The organism is Escherichia sp. MOD1-EC6300, assembly GCF_002965045.1.
GTDB lineage: Bacteria > Pseudomonadota > Gammaproteobacteria > Enterobacterales > Enterobacteriaceae > Escherichia > Escherichia coli_F.
In genome coordinates, this window is record NZ_PTRH01000002.1 from 450,023 (window position 1) to 467,821 (window position 17,799).

The following is a 17,799-nucleotide window of genomic DNA, read 5'->3' on the forward strand; positions in this document are numbered from 1 at the left end:
GTGACATGCAAACACTTGCCGATTTACTGAATACGATCCCTGCTATCGATCCTGCCGCTATGTCGCGTGCACAACGGCATATTGACGGGTTACTCAAACCTGTTGGTAGCCTGGGAAGGCTGGAGGCGCTTGCCATACAACTGGCGGGAATGCCGGGGTTGAATGGCATACCGCATGTGGGCAAAAAAGCGGTACTGGTTATGTGTGCCGATCACGGCGTCTGGGAGGAAGGGGTCGCTATTTCCCCAAAAGAAGTGACAGCCATTCAGGCTGAAAATATGACCCGCGGAACAACCGGCGTGTGTGTGCTGGCAGCACAAGCGGGCGCTAACGTCCACGTAGTTGATGTTGGTATTGATAGTGCTGAGCCTATCCCCGGGCTTATCAACATGCGTGTCGCACGAGGTAGCGGCAATATTGCTTCAGCTCCGGCAATGAGTCGCCGTCAGGCTGAAAAGTTGCTTTTGGACGTCATATGTTATACGCGGGAGCTGGCAAAAAACGGTGTCACGCTGTTTGGTGTAGGTGAACTGGGGATGGCAAACACGACACCGGCAGCGGCAATAGTCAGCACAATCACTGGCCGGGATCCTGAAGAAGTGGTTGGGATTGGCGCAAACCTGCCGACAGATAAACTGGCTAATAAAATTGATGTTGTGCGCCGGGCGATTACGTTGAATCAACCAAATCCGCAGGATGGCGTTGATGTTCTGGCAAAAGTGGGGGGATTTGATTTGGTCGGAATGGCTGGCGTGATGTTAGGCGCTGCTTCCTGCGGTTTACCCGTGTTGCTGGATGGATTTCTTTCTTATGCTGCTGCGCTCGCAGCCTGCCAGATGTCTCCTGCAATCAAACCGTATCTCATTCCTTCTCACCTGTCGGCAGAAAAAGGGGCGCGTATAGCGCTGTCGCATTTGGGGCTGGAGCCTTATCTCAATATGGAGATGCGTTTAGGTGAGGGGAGTGGCGCAGCTCTGGCGATGCCCATCATCGAAGCTGCCTGTGCGATATATAACAACATGGGCGAACTTGCTGCCAGTAATATTGTTCTACCGGGGAATACGACTTCTGATTTGAACAGTTAAAAACGAAAAGTCTGATAAAAGCTATACTTAACGGATAGCTTTCGCGACATAGGAAAGGGACATGATGCGTCGTGTAAATATTCTTTGCTCATTTGCTCTGCTTTTTGCCAGCCATACTAGCCTGGCGGTAACTTATCCATTACCTCCAGAGGGTAGCCGTTTGGTGGGGCAGTCGCTTACTGTAACTGTTCCTGATCACAATACCCAGCCGCTGGAGACTTTTGCCGCACAATACGGGCAAGGGTTAAGTAACATGCTGGAAGCGAATCCGGGCGCTGATGTTTTCTTGCCGAAGTCTGGCTCGCAACTCACCATTCCGCAGCAACTGATTTTGCCCGCCACTGTTCGTAAAGGGATTGTGGTTAACGTCGCTGAGATGCGTCTTTATTACTACCCGCCAGACAGTAATACTGTGGAAGTCTTTCCTATTGGTATCGGCCAGGCTGGGCGAGAAACCCCGCGTAACTGGGTGACTACCGTTGAACGTAAACAAGAAGCTCCAACCTGGACGCCAACGCCGAACACTCGGCGCGAATATGCGAAACGAGGGGAGAGTTTGCCCGCATTTGTTCCTGCGGGGCCCGATAATCCCATGGGGCTGTACGCGATTTATATTGGCAGGTTGTATGCCATCCACGGTACCAATGCCAATTTTGGTATTGGACTTCGGGTAAGTCAGGGCTGTATTCGTCTGCGCAATGACGATATCAAATATCTGTTTGATAATGTTCCTGTTGGAACGCGTGTGCAAATTATCGACCAGCCAGTAAAATACACCACTGAACCAGATGGCTCGAACTGGCTGGAAGTTCATGAGCCGCTGTCGCGCAATCGTGCAGAATATGAGTCTGACCGAAAAGTGCCATTGCCGGTAACCCCATCTTTGCGGGCGTTTATCAACGGGCAAGAAGTTGATGTGAATCGCGCAAATGCTGCGTTGCAACGTCGATCGGGAATGCCTGTGCAAATTAGTTCTGGTTCAAGACAGATGTTTTAAGAGCGTTGGTAATTAGAAAGCAAAAGGCCTGCTAGAAAGCAGGCTTTTTTGAATTTGGCTCCTCTGACTGGACTCGAACCAGTGACATACGGATTAACAGTCCGCCGTTCTACCGACTGAACTACAGAGGAATCGTGTGAACGGGGCGCATATTAATGGCAGTGCATGGTGATGTCAAAGGGTGAAATGCATTTTTTTGTTTGTTTGCTGCCAATTTCAACAAAGTGATGAGATTTCAATCTTATTGGTAATGAACCATCGTGGTGCATACCCTCCTTTTATAGGGCAGGGGAACGCGACTGCTGGTGAAAAGAGCCAATGACGAATCTATCATAATCTCTTATTTGACAGTTGGTTAGCTTGTACATCAACGCCAAAATAAAACTGGCAAGCATCTTGCAGTCTGGTTGTAAGTAATGGCGGCACTTGGGCCGATTCTCAAAAACCGGAGGCAACATGAACTTCAGACGCCTGAAATACTTCGTAAAAATTGTAGATATTGGTAGCCTGACTCAGGCTGCTGAAGTATTGCATATCGCACAACCAGCGCTCAGCCAGCAGGTTGCCACACTGGAAGGTGAGTTAAATCAACAACTTTTGATTCGCACAAAACGGGGCGTTACGCCAACAGACGCCGGAAAAATTCTCTATACCCATGCGCGGGCCATTTTACGTCAGTGTGAGCAGGCCCAACTGGCGGTGCATAACGTTGGTCAGGCATTATCGGGGCAAGTCTCGATTGGCTTTGCGCCAGGAACCGCTGCGTCATCTATCACCATGCCCTTATTACAAGCGGTTCGCGCTGAATTCCCGGAGATCGTTATCTATCTTCATGAAAATAGCGGTGCAGTGCTTAACGAAAAACTGATAAATCACCAACTCGATATGGCGGTGATTTATGAGCATTCCCCTGTGGCTGGGGTATCCAGTCAGGCTTTGCTGAAAGAAGATCTTTTCCTGGTAGGAACTCAAGATTGCCCGGGGCAAAGCGTTGATGTTAATGCTATTGCGCAAATGAACCTCTTTCTCCCCAGTGATTACAGTGCTGTTAGACTTCGTGTTGATGAGGCTTTTTCCCTACGGCGGCTCACGGCAAAAGTCATTGGTGAAATTGAGTCTATTGCCACGCTTACCGCAGCGATTGCCAGCGGCATGGGCGTTGCAGTATTACCCGAATCGGCCGCGCGTTCGTTATGTGGCGCAGTAAATGGGTGGATGTCACGCATTACCACGCCTTCCATGAGTCTCTCTTTGTCATTAAATTTACCCGCCAGAGCGAACTTATCGCCACAGGCACAGGCAGTGAAAGAGTTGTTAATGTCAGTGATTAGTTCTCCAGTGATGGAAAAAAGGCAGTGGCAATTGGTGAGCTAAGCGTTATATCGGGATGGAATAAGATGCGGGTTTTTATTATTTGTTATGCCGGGCATTAGACTTTAACAATAACGGGAAATCTGAGCTGCCCGGAGTTTACCGTGAATTTCCAACAACTAAAGATAATCCGCGAGGCTGCACGTCAGGATTACAACCTGACAGAGGTTGCGAATATGCTTTTTACCTCACAGTCCGGCGTCAGCCGTCATATTCGGGAACTGGAGGATGAACTTGGCATCGAAATATTTGTTCGACGAGGTAAGCGACTGCTGGGCATGACTGAACCGGGCAAAGCATTACTGGTCATTGCAGAACGTATTCTGAATGAAGCCAGTAATGTTCGTCGGCTTGCAGACCTGTTTACCAACGATACGTCTGGCGTTCTCACTATTGCAACGACGCATACTCAGGCACGTTATAGCTTGCCTGAGGTCATTAAAGCTTTTCGCGAACTTTTCCCGGAGGTTCGGCTGGAGCTAATCCAGGGTACGCCACAGGAAATTGCGACGTTGTTGCAAAATGGCGAAGCTGATATTGGTATCGCCAGCGAGCGTTTGAGTAATGACCCGCAGCTCGTCGCCTTCCCGTGGTTTCGTTGGCACCATAGTTTGCTTGTTCCACTCGATCATCCCTTGACGCAAATTACACCGTTGACGCTGGAATCAATAGCGAAGTGGCCGTTAATCACTTACCGACAGGGGATTACGGGGCGCTCACGTATTGATGACGCATTTGCCCGCAAAGGTTTGCTGGCAGATATTGTATTAAGTGCGCAGGATTCTGATGTCATTAAAACCTATGTTGCTCTTGGGCTGGGGATTGGATTAGTTGCCGAACAATCCAGCGGCGAACAAGAGGAAGAGAATTTAATCCGTCTGGATACGCGGCATCTTTTCGATGCCAATACTGTATGGTTGGGACTGAAGCGAGGGCAACTTCAACGTAACTATGTCTGGCGCTTTCTGGAACTTTGTAATGCAGGACTGTCAGTTGAGGATATCAAGCGCCAGGTGATGGAGAACAGTGAAGAGGAAATTGATTATCAGATATAGCAAAAAGCCCGCTATAAAAGCGGGCTTTTCAGAAATTTGGCTCCTCTGACTGGACTCGAACCAGTGACATACGGATTAACAGTCCGCCGTTCTACCGACTGAACTACAGAGGAATCGCTGTTGAGGCACATCTTAACGGCGAAAAATCTTTTGTCAAACCCGATTTTTAAATTTCCCAACTGTTTGCCGTTTCTATCAACAGTTTGTTGCATTTGCAGACAATTTGTTGGCGAAAATCTTTGCAGCTTTGCTGATTCTCCCTCATTATTTGAAATGTGGTTTCACTTTCTGCAATTAAGGTCGGCTTTGAATATCTCCTCTGCTTTACGCCAGGTTGTTCACGGCACTCGCTGGCACGCTAAACGCAAGAGCTACAAAGTGTTGTTCTGGCGCGAGATAACCCCGCTTGCTGTTCCTATCTTCATGGAGAATGCCTGTGTCCTGTTGATGGGTGTCCTGAGCACTTTTCTGGTCAGCTGGCTGGGAAAAGATGCGATGGCCGGCGTGGGATTGGCGGACAGCTTCAATATGGTCATTATGGCTTTTTTTGCTGCTATCGATCTTGGTACTACTGTCGTTGTGGCATTTAGTCTCGGTAAGCGGGATCGACGACGAGCGAGGGTGGCGACGCGGCAGTCATTGGTGATCATGACGTTGTTTGCCGTACTGTTGGCAACGCTTATTCATCATTTTGGCGAACAAATTATTGATTTCGTCGCGGGTGATGCCACGACAGAAGTTAAAGCACTGGCGTTGACTTATCTGGAGCTGACGGTACTCAGTTATCCAGCAGCTGCCATCACTTTGATTGGTAGCGGGGCACTTCGTGGTGCAGGGAATACGAAAATACCGCTACTGATTAACGGTAGCCTGAATATTCTTAATATTATTATTAGCGGCATATTGATTTACGGCCTTTTCTCCTGGCCGGGACTGGGATTTGTCGGGGCAGGGCTGGGTTTAACCATTTCTCGTTATATTGGCGCAGTTGCAATTTTGTGGGTGCTGGCGATTGGTTTTAATCCTGCGCTAAGGATTTCGTTAAAGAGCTATTTTAAACCGCTGAATTTTAGCATTATCTGGGAAGTCATGGGGATTGGTATTCCCGCTAGTGTCGAATCAGTGTTATTTACCAGTGGTCGGTTATTAACCCAAATGTTCGTTGCCGGGATGGGGACCAGTGTTATTGCCGGAAATTTTATCGCGTTTTCAATTGCGGCTCTTATCAACTTACCCGGAAGTGCGCTCGGCTCTGCTTCTACGATCATTACAGGCCGAAGGTTGGGGGTAGGGCAGATAGCGCAAGCAGAGATTCAGTTGCGGCATGTGTTCTGGCTGTCCACTCTTGGATTAACGGCCATCGCCTGGCTAACGGCTCCCTTTGCCGGGCTTATGGCATCGTTTTACACCCAGGATCCACAGGTTAAACATGTCGTTGTGATTCTGATTTGGCTAAATGCTTTATTTATGCCTATTTGGTCCGCCTCATGGGTGCTACCCGCTGGATTTAAAGGTGCTCGTGATGCCCGTTACGCCATGTGGGTTTCGATGTTGAGCATGTGGGGTTGTCGGGTTGTAGTCGGTTATGTGCTGGGAATCATGCTTGGCTGGGGTGTGGTTGGTGTCTGGATGGGAATGTTTGCCGACTGGGCTGTGCGGGCCGTGCTGTTTTACTGGCGAATGGTTACTGGACGTTGGCTATGGAAATACCCTCGACCCGAGCCGCAAAAGTGTGAAAAAAAGCCAGTTGTGTCGGAATAAACGACAAAATGCAGATTATTTCAGCAAACGATTTCAAATTTAAAAAACAGGCTTTGACATTGTGGGTGGGCATCGCTAATATTCGCCTCGTTCTCACGATTCCTCTGTAGTTCAGTCGGTAGAACGGCGGACTGTTAATCCGTATGTCACTGGTTCGAGTCCAGTCAGAGGAGCCAAATTTTAGTTTTGAGACATCTCTATGAGTCTCAAAACAGTTAAAAAATAAAAATTATTTTTACCCGGTTACCTTGTAAAAAAGTGACCGGGTTTTTTGATTTCTGTGTTTCGTGCGCTTAATCGAGTCTCACGCTTCAGTGAGCAAATTGTCCCTCCCCAACAGACATCACGATTCGCAAGGTCAAAAACTCTGTTCCATGAAGTACCGTACAAAGATAAAGAGAAAAATGCCTTATGCGGGATGTCGCTATCGCGTCTTTATCGGGAAACTATGCGTAATTGCCACTTTGCCTTCTGTAATCAGAAAAAGAAGAACTGGAATTTTAATAAATATTATTTCTCTGGGAACGGGGATTTTTATAAGCAATATGACGAGTTGAACATTATATTTTTTATAAGGGTTATATGAGATTAAAGAAATCTGCCGTAAAGACAGATTTCTTTAAAATATAATTAGAGATTTGCGACGTTATGATAAACTTTTTGTACATCGTCGTCATCTTCAAGGGCATCAACAAGCCCTTCAAAGATTTCTAAATCTTCTGGGGAAAGCTCAACTTCAGATTGCGCAATCATTTCTAATTCTGTTGTTGAGAACTCAGTGATTCCAGCTGCTTTTAGAGCCGCGATTCCTTTATGAAGGTCAGTAGGTTCGGTATAAATAACAATGTTACCTTCTTCTTCAGTCACATCACGAACATCAACTTCAGCTTCAAGTAAAATTTCAAAAATATGGTCAGGGTCTGATCCTTTAAATACAATCACACCCGTATTGTCAAACATATAGCTGACAGAACCTGCCGCTCCGATATTGCCGCCTTTTTTATTGAAAATTGTGCGAACGTTAGCAATCGTACGGTTAACATTTGAAGTCAATGTCTCGGCGATAATCATTGAGCCATTAGGACCAAAGCCTTCATAACGTCCCTGCACGAACGTTTCATCTCCGCCGCCTTTGGCTTTATCAATTGCTTTATCAATAACGTGCTTTGGAACTTGTGCCTGCTTTGCACGTTCAATAACGAATTTTAAAGATGTGTTTAATTCTGGATCGGGTTCACCTTGTTTAGCAGCAGCATAGATTTCTACACCGAATTTTGCATAAATTTTAGACGTTGCACCGTCTTTAGCCGTTTTTTTAGCAACAATATTGGCCCATTTACGTCCCACTGGAATGATCTCCTCGAAAATTTATTTACATTACTGGTAAATCGTTAACATGTGTTAAATCAGCATATTATATCATAACAGGAAAAATCTCGTCTATTAGAAATAAAAATATTCTAAAGCCATAATCTTATATTTTGTTTTATAAAAACTAATGTTGTTGGCGGGATTTTTTATAATTATATTTTGAAAGCATACATGCTTTTAATATGCGGAAATCATTAAGACGATAATGAAACTCGCATCTGCCCAAGGAAGCAAACAGCCCGCGTTGATTGCAGGCTATTTGCCAGATGTCTTACTTAATCCTTCACATCTATTTCTGATGAGAAGGTTCAGAACTTATTATCGGAACGGCGGCTCATTAAAGGTTCGTAATTTACGCGAATGCAGTCGGTCGCCTTCTGCGCGCAGCAAATCGATCGCCCGAATGCCAATTTGCAGGTGTTCGGAAATAGCACCTTCATAAAAACGGTTAGCCTGACCGGGAAGTTTAATCTCGCCATGCAACGGTTTATCTGAAACACACAGTAGTGTCCCGTATGGCACGCGGAAACGATATCCTTGCGCGGCAATGGTTGCACTTTCCATATCAATTGCTACGGCCCGGCTTAAGTTAAAACGAAGTGCAGAAGCTGAGTAACGTAATTCCCAGTTCCTGTCATCTGTGGTTACCACAGTACCTGTACGTAGCCGCTGTTTGACTTCCTCACCGGGCCTGCCACTCACCAGCTTGGTGGCGTCATAAAGCGCACGTTGCACTTCAGCAATGCTCGGAATAGGAATATCGGGCGGCAGAACCGCATCAAGAACGTGGTCATCGCGTAAATAAGCGTGTGCAAGTACATAATCGCCAATGGCCTGACTTTCACGTAATCCGCCACAGTGACCAATCATCAACCAGACATCCGGGCGTAGCACTGCCAGATGATCGCAGATGGTTTTAGCATTTGACGGTCCCACGCCAATATTCACCAGAGTAATACCCTGACCATCGGCGGTAATTAAATGCCATGCTGGCATCTGATGTTTTTTCCATGCAAGGTCGGAAATGGCTTCTTCTGGCGCTTCGGTTTCGGCGGTGATCCAGTTCCCGCCAGCACAAGAAAGGGCAATGTAGGGACTATCAGGATCGAGGATCTGGCTGCATCCCCAACGAACGAATTCATCCACATAACGTGTGTAGTTGGTAAACAAGACGAACGGCTGAAAATGTTCAACTGGCGTACCGGTATAATGGCGCAACCGTGCGAGGGAAAAATCGACGCGGCGCGCATCAAAATGCGATAGCGGGGAGAATTCAGTTGGATGATAAATGCCGTCTGCAGTTTCATCGCCAATTTGCGCCAGTTCTGTTGTCGGGAAGTAGCGAGTTAACCCAGCGCTCATTGAGCGATCAAGTGTCAATTCAGAGCCATCGATGACATAAGGATAAGGGATTTCATGCTGCGAGGGTTGCACAGAGATATGCGCACCATAATCCTGATACAGCAACGTAAGTTGTTCATTAAGATACGAACGAAAGAGAGTAGGGCGAGTAATCGTGGTGGTGTAGCTGCCTGCGTGAGTAAAACGACCAAATGCGCGCGTTTTGGGGGGATTGGTTGTGCTACCGTCCCAGGTTACGGTCAGTGATGGATAGACAAAAAGACCTTGTTTGCGGGCGTTTTCATCAGGTAATTCGCCACTTGTAATATAGTTGCCAATGGCGTTGCGTAATGCGACTACAGATTGCTCATACAGCGCGTCGAGTTTATCCAGTGCCTGAGCTGGGGTCAGACCTGAGCCCTTATTATTCATGTGTGTCTCCTGTTCCATACAATTACCGCACATCCGATAGTATGTCACAGAAATGTGAAACAAAAGTGTAAGGCGAAGATCGGATGATCTTCGCCAGGCTATCAAGCGCGTTGACTGTCTTTCATCAACAAAGCGGTCATTGCGAAAATCAGGCATCCAGCCAGCAAATAAATGGCGACGCTATGCCAGTTCCCGGCAAAGTAAGTGATGAGTGCAGCGGCAATAAAAGGTGTAAATCAACCGCCAACCACACTGGCAACCTGATAACCGACTCCAGCGCCACTATAGCGATAACTGGCACCAAACATTTCGGTAAACATCGGTTGTTGCACACACACCACCATGTCATGCGCAATGTTTGCCAGCATTATGGAGAAGAAAACTATCCAGAAAATAGATTGTGCTTCAAGCGCCATAAAGAAAGGAAATGCGCTCAACGTTCCGATTAACGCACCTGTGATATAAACCCTACGGCGACCAAAACGATCGGCAAGCCAGGCAAAACAGGGAATTGTCAGGCAGCTTAATCCACCTACCAGCAAACCAATATTAAGGAAAAGTTCGCGCGGTAGCCCCATATTCTGGGTTGAATAATTAAGTGCAAAGGCAGTAACGATGTACATCGTCAGCAATTCGCACAGTCGTAGCGCAATAATCTTCAGGAAAGCACCGGGATGTCGTAACAGCGCTTCGATAACCGGGATGCGTTTTTTCGCGGCAGCTTGATAATGTTGCTGTTGTTCAAATTCCGCGGACTCTTCCATGCCATTGCGCACCCACAATGCTCCCAGTACCAGTACGATGCTAAATAGGAAAGGAATGCGCCAGCCCCAGCTTAAAAACTGTTCGTCAGTCGTCATCATACTGATCAATGAAACCAGTCCGGTTGAAAGCAGTAAACCTACACCGTAGCCAACTTGTACACCGCTACTGTAAAAGGCTTTTTTATTTTTCGGTGCACTTTCAACGGAAAGCAACGCCGCGCCTCCCCATTCGCCGCCGACGGCAAATCCCTGAATGGCACGCAGTGTCACCAGCAAAATAGGTGCCCACCACCCAATGGTCGAGAATGAAGGAAGAATACCAATCAAGGCTGTCGCGATGCCCATCATCCAGACGGTCAGCATTAACATGCGCTTACGTCCCAGTCGGTCGCCAAAGTGACCGAAAATGACACCGCCGAGCGGACGGAAAAGGAATCCGACGCCAAAGGTAGCAAATGCGGCGAGCGTTCCCATCGCCGGGCTTACTTGCGGGAAAAACTCGCGATTAAACACCAGTGCGGCGGTGATGCCATAGAGTAAAAAATCATACCAGTCGACGACGGCACCAGCGAAGCTGCCTAACGCAGCTCGTCGGGCGCGACTTAACGAAAGCGTCCCTTCATCGGGACGAGTGGAGATGAGCGTGGAGTCCATAATGATCCTGTTTGTACTGTCTTTTTATAATTAGTATGGAAAAGGTAACTCACATTGCCGTCGATCTATAAACGAACCTTATGAGACTACCTCGACAGAGCGCATCTGCAAATGATTTTATGGCTGATTAGCGGCAACATGAAAAATTCGATGGAAGATGAAAGCGCAGGAGTTGCTGGTGTTGTTTAAGGATTAAGCAGAGGACCCACAGGTTAGAGATATGAAACATAAAAGTCCGCATATGCACAAAATGGCACCCTGATGAGTCTGATAGACTGCATTGCATTATAACCAGTAGGGAGGCGAGGTTAGGTATGTTTTTAGCATCATTGTTGAGACGTATTGCATTTAGTTACTACGATTATAAAGCTTATAATTTCAATATTGAAAAAACAGACTTTGTTGTCATCCATATTCTCGATCAGATTGGCGATGCTATGGCCATCTTTCCTGTTATTCGGGCGCTTGAATTGCATAAAATTAAGCATCTATTAATTGTTACGTCGACAATTAATTTAGAAGTCTTTAATGCGCTCAAACTTGAACTGACTAAATTAACATTAGTTACAATGACTATGCAGGATCACGCAACATTAAAAGAAATAAAAAATTTAGCGAAGAACATAACACTGCAATACGGTACGCCGGATCTTTGTATAGAGGCGATGCGTAAAAAGAACCTGAAAACGATGATATTTATCAGTCAGTTGAAAGCAAAAACGAATTTTCAGGTTGTTGGTATAACCATGAATTGCTTCTCCCCTTTGTGCAAGAACGCGTCCCGTATGGATCAGAAACTCCGGGCTCCCGTACCTATGACATGGGCATTTATGATGCGTGAGGCGGGTTTTCCAGCAGTCAGGCCAATATATGAATTGAATCGCCACGGGTTTAACAGACACCTCAGAGTCATTTAAGATGACTTAAAGAGAGGTGCCCATGAGTGGTAAGCGTTATCCCGAAGAGTTTAAAATTGAAGCAGTCAAACAGGTTGTTGATCGCGGTTATTCTGTTGCCAGCGTTGCAACACGTCTCGATATCACCACCCACAGCCTTTACTCCTGGATAAAGAAGTACGGTCCGGATTCTTCCACTAATAAAGAACAGTCAGATGCTCAGGCCGAGATCCGCCGTCTCCAGAAAGAGCTGAAGCGGGTTACCGACGAACGGGACATATTAAAAAAAGCAGTTGTTGATTCAATCTGTCAATGCAACACCCCTTTCAATTATCTCTTTCGGTGTTTTGAACTTCAGTGTCTTTCTCGGTCTGTTGTTTAGCTGAGCAGCAACCAGATCTAGTTCATGTTGAGTATATTGGGCAAGACATGTCTTTTTAGGAAAGTACTGCCGAATTAGCCCATTTGTGTTCTCATTTGTTCCCCGCTGCCAAGGACTCTGAGGATCGCAGAAGTAAACTTTAACGCCGGTGCTGACAGTAAATTCTAGATGTCTGGCCAGTTCCATTCCTCTGTCCCATGTCAGTGATTTTCTGAGTTCTGACGGTAAACTCAGGAATTTGTCGGTAAGAGCCTGATTTACTGAGACAGAATCTTTGCCCCTGAGTCTAAGGATGATCGTATAACGTGATTTTCGGTCTACAAGTGTGGCTATATGAGAGTTTTTTGTACCTGAGACTAAATCGCCCTCCCAATGCCCCAGAGAGCGTCTGTTATCGATATTTCGGGAACGTTCGTGAATTGGTGTTCCGTTCACTATGTTAATCGTACCTCTTTCGCCTTTGCGGGTATGACGCCTGCCATGGCGAAGGCTATGCGACCGTCGCAGATGCTGTATATTCAGGTGGTGTAGCGCTTCACGGCTACGAAAGTACAGCGTTTTATAAATTGTCTCAGGTGATATTCGCAGCGTTTTTTGACGTGGTTTTGTTCGCCTTAACCATCCTGATATTTGCTCTGGAGACCATTTCATCTCCAGCTTTTCCAGAACAAGCTTTCGCAATGGTAAATTTTGATCCAGTAAGCACGGTTTTGGCCTTTTCGCCATTCTGTTGGCTCGGTTATTAGCATCAACAGCTTTGTAATAGCGTCTGCCCCGATTACGCTGAACTTCACGTGAGATCGTCGAAGGACTGCGATTCAGCGCAGTAGCTATCGCACGAATGCTCATTTTGGCTGACAAACCAGCTCGTATCTCCTCGCGCTCAGACAGTGTCAGGTGAGCTACAGCCCGCTTACGCTCATGGGGTTTTATGCCGCCAGTATCCCTTAACATAGTGAAGATCGTTCCGGGTTTTGAACCCAGGATATTCGCTATTTCACTGAAGCCTGTTCCGTTCTTCCATAGTTCAAAAACAGAGGCTTTTCCTCTGCTGTAAATGTTCGTCTCATTCAAAAAACCTCCGCAACCCCATGTTTTCACATAACTGTTGCGTTGACCAATTGAATCTACAGTGGCGTACTTCGCAAAGCTGTCCGACTGAGGTACGCCTTTATCCGTGACAACACCTGTTGCTGGCCTGTTCGCCTGCTCTGTCGGGTGCTGGATGTTCATCCCAGTGGTTTTTACGCCTGGCTTCAGCAGCCGCATTCACAACGCCATCAGGCAGACCTGAGACTGACAGGACAGATTAAACAGTTCTGGCTGGAATTGGGATGCGTCTATGGTTATCGCAAAATCCATTTAGATCTGCGGGACAGCGGGCAACAGTGCGGAGTGAACAGAGTCTGGCGACTGATGAAACGTATCGGGATAAAGGCTCAGGTCGGATACCGGAGCCCGCGGGCTCGTAAAGGCGAGGCCAGTATCGTGTCGCCCAACAGGCTTCAGCGACAGTTCAATCCGGATGCTCCGGATGAGCGTTGGGTAACGGACATAACCTACATAAGGACCCACGAAGGCTGGCTGTATCTTGCCGTGGTTGTTGATCTGTTCTCACGCAAAATTATCGGCTGGTCCATGCAATCCCGGATGACAAAAGACATTGTCCTGAACGCACTGCTGATGGCTGTATGGCGGCGTAATCCCCAAAAACAGGTGCTGGTTCATTCGGATCAGGGCAGTCAGTACACAAGCCATGAATGGCAGTCGTTCCTAAAATCACACGGCCTGGAGGGCAGCATGAGCCGTCGCGGTAACTGCCATGATAATGCGGTTGCAGAAAGCTTTTTCCAGTTGTTGAAACGCGAACGGATAAAGAAAAAGATCTACGGAACGCGGGAAGAAGTCCGCAGCGATATTTTTGATTACATCGAAATGTTTTATAACAGTAAGCGTCGGCATGGTTCCAGCGATCAGATGTCACCGACAGAATATGAAAACCAGTATTATCAACGGCTCGGAAGTGTCTAAATTATCCGTGGCGATTCAGTGGCATCAGCGTCAGCGTGCCAGACATCGCTCCTGTGGTCAGGATCTGGGTATAGCTTCCGTCACCATTATCTTTCCAGTCAGAAAGGGTGATGTCCTGAACACCTTCGTGACGCGTCGAGAGCACCAGCCCGACAACAGGATTACCTGCTGCATCATGCGCAATAAAAGTCAGTGTGGCGGTTGAATGGGAATCCGCGTTCAATGTTTGGGTACTTAACGATACCGAGGAATCTTTCTGGCTTAGCGTAGGTGCCTGAACGACCACCATGCTCTGTTCACGATTCGACAAATTGCCTTTGACATCTTCGGCGGTGACTTCAATCGGCCAGGTGTTATCGGTTTCTGGCGTACTGGTGAACCGGTAAGCCGGCAGGGTAACCAGAATATCTTTACCCGTTGTGACCACTTTGCCACCGGCAGCTTCCAGTGCGGTGGCTTCGACGTTATAGCCTTTCAGGGCATATTTGGTTTGTAGCGACGAAACCAGTGATTTCACTTCTCCTGACTTCCCTGTCACGGGGTCTGTCAGGGTCAGGCGAACCAGTTCTTTTTTGCGATATTCCAGAACGATATTGTTGTTGCGATCCACCAGATCATAACGGCTGCCTGCAAGGCTACGCCGTGCAGCGACTTCATTCGGGTCAAGCTGTTTCTGCATTGCGCTGCCAGGTTGCCAGGTAAAATCGACGGCAAAACGGGTGTCATTTTCGCCCTGTTTACCCTGGCGTTGCTCCGCGCTGAAGGTCATCAGCGGGAAGGGGGTATAGTTAAGTCCAGCGGTTATGGCATGAGGATTACTTTGCCGATCGTCTTTATCGAACAGGGCCACTTCATCGCCATAATACTGTTCATAGACCAGTTTACCGCCAAGGTGCGGCCAGGCGGGTAGCCAGCCTTCTGCGCGTACATCCCAGCCATTGGCCGGGCGTGCTTCATAATCGTTGTCCAGTTCAGGTGCGCTGCGCCAGTTGGTCAGTCGCAAATAGCCGTTACTGCTTAATTTTAGATAGTCGCGCCAGTACTCCGCGCCAATGCCGGCGCGGGAGTGGTAACGGCTAAGATCGTGGTCGAAAAAGAAGTTGATGCCCGACATCCATGTGGGAGTGAAATGACGCCAACCTAAGCCGTTGTTAATCTGCGTACGCTCGTCAGTACGATGGAGAGTATGCTGACTGAAAAAGAGATTATCAGGCGTTTCATACCACGGATGGAGAAAATCGAACTGGGAGTTCTTCAGGCTAAAATCTTCATCCACGCCCAGCGTGATTCTTGCGGTACCGAAGCGGCTTAACCAGTCTGTCATTGCGCCTGAAGCCTGAGAAGAGGCCCATCCACGCGCCATATTTGCCGCTTGCTCGCTGTTCATATCTTCGGCGAGCAGAGACCCGATTTGCTGTGAAGTACTGGCTATCTGTTGCTCGAGGTTGTCACTGCTATTACCCGGTGGCGGGGTTAAATTATTTTCACTAACTTGAGCCGGGACATCCAGTTCATCACCCTGGCGGACATTATCAAAACCTCGAGCAAACGTACGAAACTGGTTGAGTTTGCGTAACTCAGCCACCGAAATACCGAAACGTTCGGCAACGCTTTGGGCCGATTCCAGCGCTCCAAGGGTGTAGGGCACCGTATTGGCATTTGCAATGGCAATTTGTGCAGGAACTGGTTGTTGGGTTGCGGCGTTTACCACACCTTGTGCTGCCGCAGCCATAGGGAACGCAAGTTGAGTTATCAGGCAGATACCCGCAGTTAAGCGGCGTAGTTTAATTCCCATCCCGCATAATATTTGTCGGTCATTTATTTCTTCTCCACTTCTCTTCTTCGTAGCCATGCTTACCTTCCCTGAACGAGCTAACATAAATGCGCCCTTTCTAGCACAGCGAAAAAATGTAAATACTGATAGCAATATGATTGAAAATTAATAACTTTTCGTTAGGCAGTTTTGGGTGTGAGTTGCAAGAGGGGAGACTACTGAATAACTCAAGTTTTATAATCGAGGGGAAAATGGTGATGGCGTTCATAGCAAAACGCCCTCAACCATAAAGGTCGAGGGCGCTTAAGATGTTAAAAACCCGCTATCCGTTAAAAAACAATGTTCAACTAAGGTCAGTGACATTGCGCTAAAAAAGCGAATTTTTAGAATTTGGCTCCTCTGACTGGACTCGAACCAGTGACATACGGATTAACAGTCCGCCGTTCTACCGACTGAACTACAGAGGAATCGTGTGAACGGGGCGCATATTACTTAGCGGTACCTTGTCTGTCAACACTAAATTTCATAAGTCATTTCAATTGGTTAATTAATCTGCAAAGTTGTTAATTAATGAACATTCGTCGCCGAAAACGAGTCTGTATCATTAGCGTGATGCAGTCTCTGCAAAGGATCTTGTTGATAAAATTGGCAGAAACGTTGCCACAATGAAGGGAAACGAGGAGCAAAAAGTTCTGGGGCGCTAAAGAAATATTCAGAAAGTACGGCAAAACATTCAGCAGGATCACTCGCAGCATAAGCATCAATGCTCGCCGCATTCTCGCCAACCAATTCGATTTCTTCCTGAATGTTGTTCATTGCAGCATGAAGATCGTGTTCCCAGCCAGCAACCTCACGCAACGGAATAAAGGGAACTCCGCTGGCGCGATCGCCGTTACGGGTGTCCAGCTTATGAGCGACTTCATGAATAATCAGGTTAAAACCAGATGCATCAAAAGAATCTTGTATATCCAACCAGTTCAAAACGATAGGCCCTTGCTGCCAGCTCTGACCTGACTGAACAATACGTTGGTTATGCACCAGACCGATATCGTCTTCCCATTCATCATCGACCACAAATGGCGCAGGATAAATTAAGACTTCATGAAAACCATCCAGCCATTCCAGTCCTAACTCCAGAACGGGTAGGCAAAATAGAAGTGCTATCCGGCAGCTTCTTAATGAATCCAGTTCAAAGCCCTGTAAAGGAACAAACCGCTTTTGCTGTAAAAAACGTTCGGCAAGAGTGACTAATTTGCTTTGTTCCTGTTCCGTCAGACCCGTTAAAAGGGGGATCGATAGTGCTTCCTGCCAGGGAAGGGCAGTTTGATGTGCTGATTCTTGTACTTTCCAGGGCCACTTAATCATCGTTTTGCTCGCAAACTCGTCACTTGAACAAAATTGCACGGACAGGGACTGTTAAAATGCCAAATTTCCTGGCATCATGGCAACCATCTGAACGGAGAGATGCCGGAGCGGCTGAACGGACCGGTCTCGAAAACCGGAGTAGGGGCAACTCTACCGGGGGTTCAAATCCCCCTCTCTCCGCCACTTTATCAATGACTTATCTCCCGACTTCCCGCCTTGCTTTTCCTAAACAGAACAATCGTAGAATATTCTTGAAGGGTTAGATCGTCACTGTTTTCTGTTCGATACTGTGACATTCAGCACTTGATTCGCTATGGATCTGACAGGAAGCTTTCGAGCGAAAATGTGCAGTTATTCAGTCGTTTTCTTATCGCTCACCATTATTCTTTTAGACATTCATCCTATGAAACTGCCGCAAAGTTGGTGGTGGGAACTGAAGTTGCGTAAGCGTCAACGGAGCACCGTATTGACGCTTATTTATTGGTGAGTACTACGTTCCATGGCAGGAGTTCATCAACTC

8 protein-coding genes, 5 tRNA genes and 6 pseudogenes are annotated in these 17,799 nt (G+C 47.3%); 10 read left to right on the forward strand and 9 right to left on the reverse strand.

Annotated features, from left to right (window positions below; translation table 11 throughout):
• Positions 1 to 5: 5 nt before the first annotated feature.
• Positions 6 to 1,085, forward strand: a complete 1,080-nt coding sequence (gene cobT, locus BGE37_RS04915) for a nicotinate-nucleotide--dimethylbenzimidazole phosphoribosyltransferase (RefSeq protein WP_001193786.1) — start codon at positions 6 to 8, stop codon at positions 1,083 to 1,085.
• A gap of 61 nt (positions 1,086 to 1,146) precedes the next feature.
• The gene (gene ldtA / locus BGE37_RS04920) at positions 1,147 to 2,082 is read left to right on the forward strand and encodes a L,D-transpeptidase (RefSeq protein ID WP_000986331.1); all 936 of its coding nucleotides are present in this window, start codon (positions 1,147 to 1,149) and stop codon (positions 2,080 to 2,082) included.
• 55 nt (positions 2,083 to 2,137) lie between these two features.
• Here ldtA and BGE37_RS04925 read toward each other — a convergent pair.
• Positions 2,138 to 2,213 (reverse strand) — tRNA-Asn (locus BGE37_RS04925).
• 325 nt (positions 2,214 to 2,538) lie between these two features.
• On the opposite strand from BGE37_RS04925, the gene nac reads away from it, so the two are divergent.
• Together nac and cbl are read left to right on the forward strand one after the other, a co-directional pair.
• Complete coding sequence (gene nac, locus BGE37_RS04930; protein ID WP_001011466.1) at positions 2,539 to 3,456, forward strand: nitrogen assimilation transcriptional regulator NAC; 918 nt, start codon at positions 2,539 to 2,541, stop codon at positions 3,454 to 3,456.
• 101 nt (positions 3,457 to 3,557) lie between these two features.
• On the forward strand, positions 3,558 to 4,508 hold the full coding sequence (cbl, locus tag BGE37_RS04935) for an HTH-type transcriptional regulator Cbl (RefSeq protein ID WP_001011017.1): 951 nt from the start codon (positions 3,558 to 3,560) through the stop codon (positions 4,506 to 4,508).
• 37 nt (positions 4,509 to 4,545) lie between these two features.
• On the opposite strand, the gene BGE37_RS04940 is transcribed toward cbl, so the two are convergent.
• Positions 4,546 to 4,621, reverse strand: a tRNA-Asn gene (locus BGE37_RS04940).
• 160 nt (positions 4,622 to 4,781) lie between these two features.
• Between BGE37_RS04940 and yeeO the strand changes: the two genes are divergently transcribed.
• Both yeeO and BGE37_RS04950 read left to right on the forward strand, forming a co-directional pair.
• Positions 4,782 to 6,269, forward strand: coding sequence for a toxic metabolite efflux MATE transporter YeeO (gene yeeO / locus BGE37_RS04945; protein ID WP_023140295.1), 1,488 nt, complete (start codon positions 4,782 to 4,784; stop codon positions 6,267 to 6,269).
• A 100-nt stretch (positions 6,270 to 6,369) separates the two neighbouring features.
• A tRNA-Asn gene (locus tag BGE37_RS04950) sits at positions 6,370 to 6,445 on the forward strand.
• A 454-nt stretch (positions 6,446 to 6,899) separates the two neighbouring features.
• On the opposite strand, the gene BGE37_RS04965 is transcribed toward BGE37_RS04950, so the two are convergent.
• From BGE37_RS04965 to shiA, 3 genes and pseudogenes are all read right to left on the reverse strand, one after another.
• Positions 6,900 to 7,616 carry a YebC/PmpR family DNA-binding transcriptional regulator gene (locus BGE37_RS04965; RefSeq protein ID WP_000532912.1) on the reverse strand — a complete coding sequence of 239 codons (717 nt, stop codon included), beginning with the start codon at positions 7,614 to 7,616 and terminating at the stop codon, positions 6,900 to 6,902.
• Positions 7,617 to 7,958: 342 nt separating this feature from the next.
• Positions 7,959 to 9,413 carry an AMP nucleosidase gene (gene amn, locus BGE37_RS04970; RefSeq protein WP_001060244.1) on the reverse strand — a complete coding sequence of 485 codons (1,455 nt, stop codon included), beginning with the start codon at positions 9,411 to 9,413 and terminating at the stop codon, positions 7,959 to 7,961.
• A gap of 101 nt (positions 9,414 to 9,514) precedes the next feature.
• Positions 9,515 to 10,831, reverse strand: a pseudogene (gene shiA / locus BGE37_RS04975) (shikimate transporter).
• Positions 10,832 to 11,145: 314 nt separating this feature from the next.
• Here shiA and BGE37_RS04980 point away from each other — a divergent pair.
• A pseudogene (locus BGE37_RS04980) lies at positions 11,146 to 11,709 on the forward strand (glycosyltransferase family 9 protein); the annotation flags it as partial.
• 61 nt (positions 11,710 to 11,770) lie between these two features.
• A pseudogene (locus tag BGE37_RS04985) lies at positions 11,771 to 12,019 on the forward strand (transposase); the annotation flags it as partial.
• Between the two features lie 9 nt (positions 12,020 to 12,028).
• Here the strand turns inward: BGE37_RS04985 and BGE37_RS04990 are convergent.
• Positions 12,029 to 13,179 (reverse strand): annotated as a pseudogene (locus BGE37_RS04990) (IS30-like element IS30 family transposase).
• A 67-nt stretch (positions 13,180 to 13,246) separates the two neighbouring features.
• Here BGE37_RS04990 and BGE37_RS04995 point away from each other — a divergent pair.
• Positions 13,247 to 14,140 (forward strand): annotated as a pseudogene (locus BGE37_RS04995) (IS3 family transposase); the annotation flags it as partial.
• Positions 14,141 to 14,159: 19 nt separating this feature from the next.
• On the opposite strand, the pseudogene yeeJ reads toward BGE37_RS04995, so the two are convergent.
• The 3 genes and pseudogenes from yeeJ to mtfA all read right to left on the reverse strand — a co-directional run.
• Positions 14,160 to 15,992: pseudogene (yeeJ, locus tag BGE37_RS05000) on the reverse strand (inverse autotransporter adhesin YeeJ); the annotation flags it as partial.
• A 313-nt stretch (positions 15,993 to 16,305) separates the two neighbouring features.
• Positions 16,306 to 16,381: transfer RNA gene (locus BGE37_RS05005), tRNA-Asn, on the reverse strand.
• Positions 16,382 to 16,481: 100 nt separating this feature from the next.
• On the reverse strand, positions 16,482 to 17,279 hold the full coding sequence (mtfA, locus tag BGE37_RS05010; RefSeq protein WP_023140223.1) for a DgsA anti-repressor MtfA: 798 nt from the start codon (positions 17,277 to 17,279) through the stop codon (positions 16,482 to 16,484).
• A gap of 93 nt (positions 17,280 to 17,372) precedes the next feature.
• On the opposite strand from mtfA, the gene BGE37_RS05015 reads away from it, so the two are divergent.
• A tRNA-Ser gene (locus BGE37_RS05015) sits at positions 17,373 to 17,462 on the forward strand.
• The last annotated feature ends 337 nt before the right edge of the window (positions 17,463 to 17,799 follow it).

Bases quoted from the DNA above. Each gene is read 5' to 3' on its own strand.
- cobT (WP_001193786.1), top strand. From the start codon at position 6: ATGCAAACACTTGCCGATTTACTGAATACGATCCCTGCTATCGATCCT.
- ldtA (WP_000986331.1), top strand. From the start codon at position 1,147: ATGATGCGTCGTGTAAATATTCTTTGCTCATTTGCTCTGCTTTTTGCC.
- nac (WP_001011466.1), top strand. From the start codon at position 2,539: ATGAACTTCAGACGCCTGAAATACTTCGTAAAAATTGTAGATATTGGT.
- yeeO (WP_023140295.1), top strand. From the start codon at position 4,782: ATGTGGTTTCACTTTCTGCAATTAAGGTCGGCTTTGAATATCTCCTCT.
- amn (WP_001060244.1), bottom strand. From the start codon at position 9,413: ATGAATAATAAGGGCTCAGGTCTGACCCCAGCTCAGGCACTGGATAAA.
- mtfA (WP_023140223.1), bottom strand. From the start codon at position 17,279: ATGATTAAGTGGCCCTGGAAAGTACAAGAATCAGCACATCAAACTGCC.